Consider the following 6,976-nt stretch of genomic DNA (forward strand, 5'->3'; position numbering starts at 1 on the left):
TCTGGTCTTCTTTGGCGGTGGAGCATCAGTATTATCCCGCAGAACGGGTATTGTCCTCTCTTTATGAAAACGGCTGCGGCGTGCCACGGGACAGCGAAATGGCCCGGGCTCTTATGGATCGCTATGAGCGGCATTCCTATCATGAGATCTTCCCCTACAAGGTTCTTTTTTACCGGCCGCAGTTTTTTGGAAAGGGGTATGATACCGTGGCTCCGGGGCATTATCATGAACTCTTTACCGGGAGAAGGGATATTCCGTTAGAGGAGCCAGCCGAAGGCGCAGAATAGAGGAGCCAGCCGAAGGCGCGGAATAGCGGAGTCTGTCAAAGGAAGTTGGCAGCAGCAGCGTTTTTTCACGAAATTACGTGAAAAAGTGTAACTGTCGGCGGGATTGTTCGTTACAATGTGACGGAAAACACATTTTCAGTTACCCTCGGCAGTGCGGTTTCCCCGACTGCCCTGTTTTCAGGTACCTCAGCAATGATAAATATTAAAAGCCGCAAGGCTGCGGGATTAACGGCTCTGGTTTTCCTTGCCGGAGCGTTTCTTAATGGCGCGTCCGCTGCCGACGCCGCCGTCACCGACATCAGCATGAATCTTTCTGAATGCATAAAGCTCACCTCTCTTGAGAAGGAGTGCCATGCCGCCTATGAGCAGGACTCCGGAGATGCCTGGGCCCGTATCGCCAATAACTTTATTTTGCGGTATGACGCCGGCAATCAGGTGAACGGCGAGATGTTCAGCTATATCGTGTACTCCTTTGAAAAGGCGGCTCAAAGGGGAAATCCTCAGGGGCTTTTCTACATGTCTCAGCTCTATCGGGTAGGCACGGATCGGTCTATTGCCCAAGATCGCGATAAGGCTCTGGCCTATCTTGAGGAAGCTGTAAAAAAGGATCAGCCCCGGGCTCTGGCTCTTAAGGGATTTTTTCAGCATCAGGGACTGGGCGGCGTGTACCTGGACAGCAGACAGGGCCTGGAGCTCATCCGGAAGGCTGCGGAAAAGGGAGACGCTTTTTCTGAAAACCTTATGGGTCTAATCACCTACAACGGCGCCGGGGTGGACAGAGATCCGGAACGGGCTTTCAGATGGTTTGAAAAGTCGGCCTCCCACGGCTATGCTGCCGCCTATAACAATCTCGGCTTCTTGTATGAAAACGGCGTGGGCGCGGAGAAAAATCCGGAATTGGCCTTCCGTTTTTATGAAAAGGCCGCCAAAAAGGATCTCCGGGAGGGGCTTTTGAATCTGGGCCGGGCTTATCTGTACGGTATCGGGGTCAAGAGCGATTACGTAAAGGCCTTCCCGTATTTTGAAAGGGCGGCGGACAGAAATCTTAACGATGCCATGTATCTTGCCGGCTGGATGCTGCATTCCGGCTACGGCGTAACCGCGGATCTCCCCCGGGGCTTTCACTATCTTGACAAGGCTTCTGAAGTGGGCAATGTGCCCGCTACCGCGCTTCTGGCAGATATGTATGAAAAGGGCGAAGGGGTGGCCTGTCAGCCGGAAAAGGCCAAAGAGCTCAGAGACGCTATTATAGAAACCAGCTGGCACCCTTACAATGATGCCACCATGGTGCCCGCAGCTCTGTCTCTGCCTGAGGATTTTATGTTCTGACGGCGGAATTCCGGGAGAATTGCGGATTCAGCAAACCCGGCATGACAAGTCTCCTGCCGGGAAGCCCTCAGCGGGACAGACTAAGGCGGAATAATCAGGCGGCTCTGTTCCGGCAGATGGTTTCGTAGGCCTGATTAATGGTTTGCGCCCGATCGGCATATACCTGAGCCATTTCTTCGGGAAGTCCCCGGGATTGAGCCAGATCGGGGTGATATTTTCTGATAAGACGGTGGAAGGCCTTTTTGATTTCCTTGTCAGAAGCTGATGCCGGCACCCCCAGCACCTGATAGGCATCCAGCACATCCATCTGGCGGCCGGCTTCTCTCTCGGCTCTTCTTTCCTCCTCTTCGCGCCGCTTTTCTTCTTCCTCGCGCCTTTTTTGTTCCTCGTACTGCTGCCGATTCCAGCCTTCGGCTCTTTGCTCCTTCCAATGATCGTTGAAGGCGCCGCGGTAGGCAAACTCATCGTTCGGGGCGAAGTTTTTCCAGGACTGCATCCTGCGGCATTCGTCGATCATTCTCCGGAGCTCCCGGGGAGAAAACTTCAGGAGCTTGCAGAGCTCGTTAAGCCTTTGATCCTCAATGGAGGAAATGACTCCGTCGCAGAGAGCGATAGTGACCACAAAGTTCATGAGGTACTTGATATTGGGCTTTTTTTTGGAAAACCGGGTATATCTTTCCAGAAGCCTCACGGCGTTCATGGGACTGTAGTCCCGGGCAAAGCCGGCAAAAAATGCGGTCTGACAGAGCTCGGCGCTTTCCGGAGAGGTGGAGAGCTGCCGGATATACTCCTGAACAATGGCATTGCGGTAGGGGTTTTCGTCGCTGGTGCTTCTTCCGATATAGCCGGCCAGCTGAAAAACCCCGCTCAAATAGAGATTATGAATTTCCTTGTCGCTTAAGTGGGAGACTGATCCGTCTACAGAGGTTCTTCCGATGCCTCCATGGGTATAAATTTCGATAAACTTCTGGATCAGGTACCATCCGATAAAAAAGAGGATGGCGAAGAAAAAAATGCGGTTTGAGGAGAACAGGGACGAGAGCATGTTAGGAAACCACGATAGCCGGTAATTACTTTAGTTGATGACAGGGGATTATTGTATTGCTGCATCCTGCCCGTGAGTATAGCAGAAGAAGAAACCGCCGGCCCGGATTTGAGCGCTGAAATTTGAATTTTGTTTGGGAATGCGCAAATTCCGGGAGGATGCCAGAGCCCTGGCATGATGATCCCTGACTTGGGAAATCCCTCGGAATCCGGCCTCTTAATCAGGTTACTTGCCCTTTTTGGCCAAGCTTTTCCAGGATTCGGCGCGGCGGCATTCCTCAATCATCTTTTTGAGATCCCGCTGAGAAAATTTCAGGAGCTTTCCGATCTCGTTAAGGTGCTTTTCCTCCACAGGGGAGAGGTTCCCGCTGCAGAGGGAAAGATTCACCAGAAAGGTCATGATGTAGCGGACATCGGGCGTTTTGCCGGAGGCCTGGGCATAGATATTAAGAAGCTCCGTGGCCTTGTTCGGAGTAAAATCCTTTTCAAATCCGGCATAGAATGAGTTTTCGCAGAGCTTCATGCTTTCCGGAGTCGGAGCCAGCTGGCGGACATATTCCTGCACGATGGCGTTCCGGTAGGGATTCTCCAGCCGGGTGCTCCTTCCGATATAGCCGGCCAGCTGAAAAATTCCCCCGAGGTAGAGATTGCAGGTCTCAAGATCGTTTTGCCTGAAAAACTCTCCGGACACCGGCCCCAAACCGCTGGCTTCCAGATTTCTGCGGGAGTTTATCACCAAAATAACTATGACGGCGACAATAACGATGAATGGAATGAACGCAAATAAATAGAACATGTCAGCATCCTTTGTTCAGTAAATTCTTATCCCCCGGAAAGCAGGCGGGACAGAGCCGGAAAGCGTGATAAATCAGCGGAATCAGCCGCAGAACTGCCTTAACCCGTGTCCCAGTTCCCGGTTCAGAGACTCTCTTCTGAAATGCCGGGAAAATCGTCCGGGATTGCTATCCTCTGGCCCGGGTGATTATCGTATAGGCATCATTGATTTCCTGAGCCTTGTCGGCATAAACCTTCTCCATTTCCTCGGGAAGTCCCCGGGCTTTGATCATGTCAGGGTGGTACTTTCTGATAAGCCGGTGATAGGCCTTTTTGATTTGGCTGTCAGAAGCGGTTTCCGGTACCCCCAGAATGGCAAAGGCCTTCTGAAGAGACTTATCCTCCTGCCAGGACTGGCCGGAAGCGTCTTCCTGATTCCACGAGCTTCCGGAATCATTCCAGGAGCCCTGACCGGAGCTGTTCCAGGAGTTTTGTCCGGCTCCCTGATTGTAGCCGCCATCGTAACGGCTTCTGTCATAGCCGCTGTTCCCGTAATAGCTTTCGCCGCCGGAGCTTCCGGTGTCGGAATAGCCGCCGTAGGAACCGGAAAACCCGCCGAAGGAGCTGTCCCGGAAATTCTGCCATTCCTTCATTATCTGGCATTCTTCCATCAGGGCGGCGAATTTTTTGGGCGGGTAGCTGAGCAGGGCTGCAATTTCATGAAGCCGGGTCCTCTGCATATTTGTGAGGACTCCATCGCACAGGGCCACGGTGATAATGAACGTCATCAGGATATCCAGATTGGTTTTCCTTTTGGAATTCCGCTCGTGGGTGCGAATGAACCTGATGCCGGTGGTGACCTGATAATAGGGATTACGGCCGGTATTGTAGGCGCTGAGACAAAGCTCGGTGTTTTCGCCGTTTTGGGTAAGCCTTCTGATGAATTCGGCGACGACGCGGCTGATTTCGGCTCCGTCGGAGCTGGCTGCTCCTCCCACGTATCCGGCCAGCTGGAATACCCCCAGGAGGTAGAGCTGTTTCAGCTCCTCGGGGGATGAGGTACTTTCTTTTCTGAAGTATCTCTCACCGGTGGTCATGAAGTACCAGATAAAGTACTTTAAAATCAGAATAATGACCACAAATATGAAAATCTTGATCATGATAACCTGTCGGAAACTATCTTCCGGCCGAACTTACGGTGACTGTAATCAGACGGCCGGATGCAAAAGTGCAGGAATGTTTGGTATCGGGAATTCCTGCAAAGACGTTAACTTCGGAAAGTTTAGCACAGATGCCCCTTTTTGTGATAATTACCGGAATCCTGTTTTTTAGGCGGGTTAAACCAAAACCGGCTGCGCTGCTAAAGCAAAAATCTCAGAGCAGGCAAAAAGCTGATGCAGGAGAAGATGGCTAAGCAGATAAGCTGGATTATTGCTTCCTGTTTCAGAGCAGAGGAATGTTTGAGGAACGGGGCGGGAGTGATGGGGGAGATCAGGCCTCTGGTGAGAGCCGGGGGACATGGTGATGAGTGAATGCTGCGCGGAGGAATAGTGAGAAGGAAAGCTGCTCGGAGGAAAATGAATGTTTTTTCTGTTCAGAGAGAAAATAAGCAGAGGGATGCAATGTGTGAAATGCTGAAAGTTCCCTCATGAAATGTGTAAGTGTTTATGTGAAAACCTAATGAAAAGGTGAAGATTATGACAAAGTTCGCTCATATAATGTGATTAAAAGTCATAGGTTCACTCATGAAAATGTTAAACAGGAAGTTAGTGACCGGATAAGCCGTAATCCGAGGCACGGATGACAGCGGGAACGGCGGAGCGAGCGCAGAGAAGATAACAGAATGGATGGCACGGTTAATACGCTGTTGAAGGTACAGTCGAATTATTGAGCTGCGATTTCCCGAAAAGAGTTTGCCCGAACAAAAACGTGCGGGTGCTTCGGATTTATTTTTGCGATGATGTCTGGCCTGAGAAGTGAAGGAAAAGCATGAATGACAGGCTAAGCAGGACTGAGCATTAAGGCAGATCAGCATCAGGGAGGACAGGAGCATGTATCTCAGAAGAAAGGCTGATGATTTTCTTATGCAGTGGAAAAATGACCCCGAGCATAAGCCTCTGGTTATCAAAGGAGCTCGTCAGGTGGGCAAAACCGAGACTATCATGCAATTTGCCCGGAAGAACTATCGCTCGGTGGTCAGCATCAATTGTGCTCTGGAAAGGAAGTATCTTGCCATCACTCAGGATGGCTATGACGTGGCTTCGGTAGTGAAGAATATCAGCTTCATCGACCCAGCGAAGGAGTTTATTCCCGGCGAAACCATCATCATATTCGATGAGCTTCAGGACAATCCTGATATTGTCACCACGCTGAAATCCTTCAGAGAGGATGGCAGATATGATGTGATTTGCAGCGGTTCTCTTTTGGGGAGCAGCTATCGGAAGATCCACAGTAACAGCGTGGGCAGCAAGACCGATTATGAAATGCATTCCCTGGATTTTGAAGAGTTTCTGTGGGCCAAGGGCTACAGAGAGGAGCAGATCCGGGAAATACTTGAGCACATGGTTGATCTGAGGCCGTTCTCCTCAACTGAAATCGCGGTGTGGAAAAGGCTTTTTCTGGATTATTGCGTTTTAGGAGGCATGCCGGAGGTGATCAGGAGGTACATTGAGTCCGGAAACTTCTCCGGAAGTCTGGAACTTCAGCGGCAGATCTGTCTCGACTACGAGGAGGATATCCGCAAGTATGCGGAAGGTTTGGATCCGACCAAGATTGTAAGCGTTTACCGCTCTGTTCCTGTACAGCTGGCACGGGAGAACAAAAAGTTTCAGTTTAACGTGGTGAGCAAAAATGCTCGATCCCGCGAATATACCGGATGCATTGAATGGCTTATTGATGCCGGGGTGGTGGTGGCCTGTCACTGTCTCCATTTTCCGGAACTGGCCCTTAAGGGCAACGAGGACATGTCCCGGTTTAAGCTCTACTATCCCGATACCGGACTTCTGGTGGCGGCTCTGGATGATGAAGCCCAGGAGGACTTAAGGGCAAACAGGAATCTCGGGGTTTACAAGGGGGCCCTTTATGAAAACTTTGTGGCGGAAGCTTTTGTAAAGCAAGGGCTGGGGCTCTTTTACTTCAAGAAGGAGAATTCCACTTTGGAGGAGGAGTTTTTTGTGAGAACGCAAAATGAGCTGATTCCGGTGGAGGTTAAATCCAGCGACAAAAGATCAAAGTCTTTGGCAACGCTTATCAGAAGCGAGAATTACGGGGATATCCATTACGGCATAAAGCTTGGAGACTTTAATATAGGAAAGGCGGAAGGAATCATCACCTTTCCTTATTTCTGTGCGTTCAGGATCAGGGAATATCTTAAGAGCTGGAAATCAGTTGATCCTGAACTGGGATGAATCAGACCAGAGATGAATAGACCTGTTTAGGTATTTGGATTCTTGTAACGCAGTGTATTTAATGATGATCTTGCAGAGAAAAATTTGTAAAGCAGGTAAAGATTGCAAAGCGAACTGGCAGAGGACATAATATGC

General features: G+C 50.4%; 6 protein-coding genes. 3 read left to right on the forward strand and 3 right to left on the reverse strand.

All coding sequences use genetic code 11. The annotated features are described in order from the left end of the window. Together ACJROR_RS06800 and ACJROR_RS06805 are read left to right on the forward strand one after the other, a co-directional pair. Positions 1-287 (forward strand): hypothetical protein (locus tag ACJROR_RS06800; protein ID WP_406546460.1); only part of this gene is annotated, 287 nt, incomplete at its 5' end. A gap of 192 nt (positions 288-479) precedes the next feature. Continuing rightward, positions 480-1,616, forward strand: coding sequence for a tetratricopeptide repeat protein (locus tag ACJROR_RS06805; RefSeq protein WP_406546461.1), 1,137 nt, complete (start codon positions 480-482; stop codon positions 1,614-1,616). A 94-nt stretch (positions 1,617-1,710) separates the two neighbouring features. Here ACJROR_RS06805 and ACJROR_RS06810 read toward each other — a convergent pair whose 3' ends face one another. The 3 genes from ACJROR_RS06810 to ACJROR_RS06820 form a co-directional block, all read right to left on the reverse strand. After that, the gene (locus ACJROR_RS06810; protein ID WP_406546462.1) at positions 1,711-2,661 is read right to left on the reverse strand and encodes a DnaJ domain-containing protein; all 951 of its coding nucleotides are present in this window, start codon (positions 2,659-2,661) and stop codon (positions 1,711-1,713) included. Between the two features lie 225 nt (positions 2,662-2,886). Then, positions 2,887-3,456, reverse strand: coding sequence for a hypothetical protein (locus tag ACJROR_RS06815; protein ID WP_406040623.1), 570 nt, complete (start codon positions 3,454-3,456; stop codon positions 2,887-2,889). A 166-nt stretch (positions 3,457-3,622) separates the two neighbouring features. Then, a complete protein-coding gene (locus ACJROR_RS06820) occupies positions 3,623-4,594 on the reverse strand; it encodes a DnaJ domain-containing protein (protein WP_406546463.1) in 972 nt (323 codons plus the stop codon). A gap of 891 nt (positions 4,595-5,485) precedes the next feature. On the opposite strand from ACJROR_RS06820, the gene ACJROR_RS06825 reads away from it, so the two are divergent. Beyond that, positions 5,486-6,841, forward strand: coding sequence for an ATP-binding protein (locus ACJROR_RS06825; protein ID WP_406546464.1), 1,356 nt, complete (start codon positions 5,486-5,488; stop codon positions 6,839-6,841). Positions 6,842-6,976: the final 135 nt, after the last annotated feature.

The organism is Succinimonas sp. (assembly GCF_045225735.1).
Lineage (GTDB): Bacteria > Pseudomonadota > Gammaproteobacteria > Enterobacterales > Succinivibrionaceae > Succinimonas.